This window comes from Pseudomonas cyclaminis, assembly GCF_015163715.1.
In the GTDB taxonomy this organism is placed as follows: Bacteria; Pseudomonadota; Gammaproteobacteria; order Pseudomonadales; family Pseudomonadaceae; genus Aquipseudomonas; species Aquipseudomonas cyclaminis.
The window spans coordinates 1-579 of record NZ_JADDUM010000394.1 but is presented as its reverse complement, the minus strand read 5'-3'; the positions used below and the strand labels follow the sequence as shown (position 1 = coordinate 579).

1 protein-coding gene is annotated in these 579 nt (G+C 60.6%); it reads left to right on the top strand.

Annotated features, from left to right (window positions below; translation table 11 throughout):
• A partial coding sequence (locus tag IQK56_RS30780; protein WP_193901989.1) for a GlxA family transcriptional regulator occupies positions 1-575 on the top strand: 575 nt, incomplete at its 5' end.
• Positions 576-579: the final 4 nt, after the last annotated feature.

Sequence of the window (579 nt, the reverse complement as noted above, 5' to 3'; positions counted from 1 at the left end):
ACATGATGCTGCACCTGATCAGCCGCGACCACGGCCGTGAACTGTCGGCCGCCATCTCCGAGATGTTTGTGTACGAGCGCATCCGCAACGAACAGGATCACCAGCGTGTGCCGCTCAAGCACATGCTTGGCACCAACCAGCCGAAGCTGCAGGAAATCGTGGCGCTGATGGAAGCCAATCTGGAAGAGCCGATCGACCTGGACGAGCTGGCGGTGTACGTCGCCGTGTCGCGGCGCCAGTTGGAGCGCTTGTTCCAGAAATACCTGCATTGCTCGCCGTCGCGCTACTACCTCAAGCTGCGTTTGATTCGTGCGCGACAGCTGCTCAAGCAAACGCCGATGTCGATCATCGAAGTGGCATCGGTGTGCGGGTTTGTCTCCACGCCGCACTTCTCCAAGTGCTACCGCGAATACTTCGGCATCCCGCCACGGGATGAGCGCGTGGGTTCCAACACCACCCAGCAGGTGGCGATGATGCCAATTCCGCAGGCGCTGGTATTGGCACCGTTGGCGGGGCCGATGTCGGCGTTGAGTCAGGCGCGCAATGAGTCGACTTTTGCCAGTGTGAGGCTCTAGACCG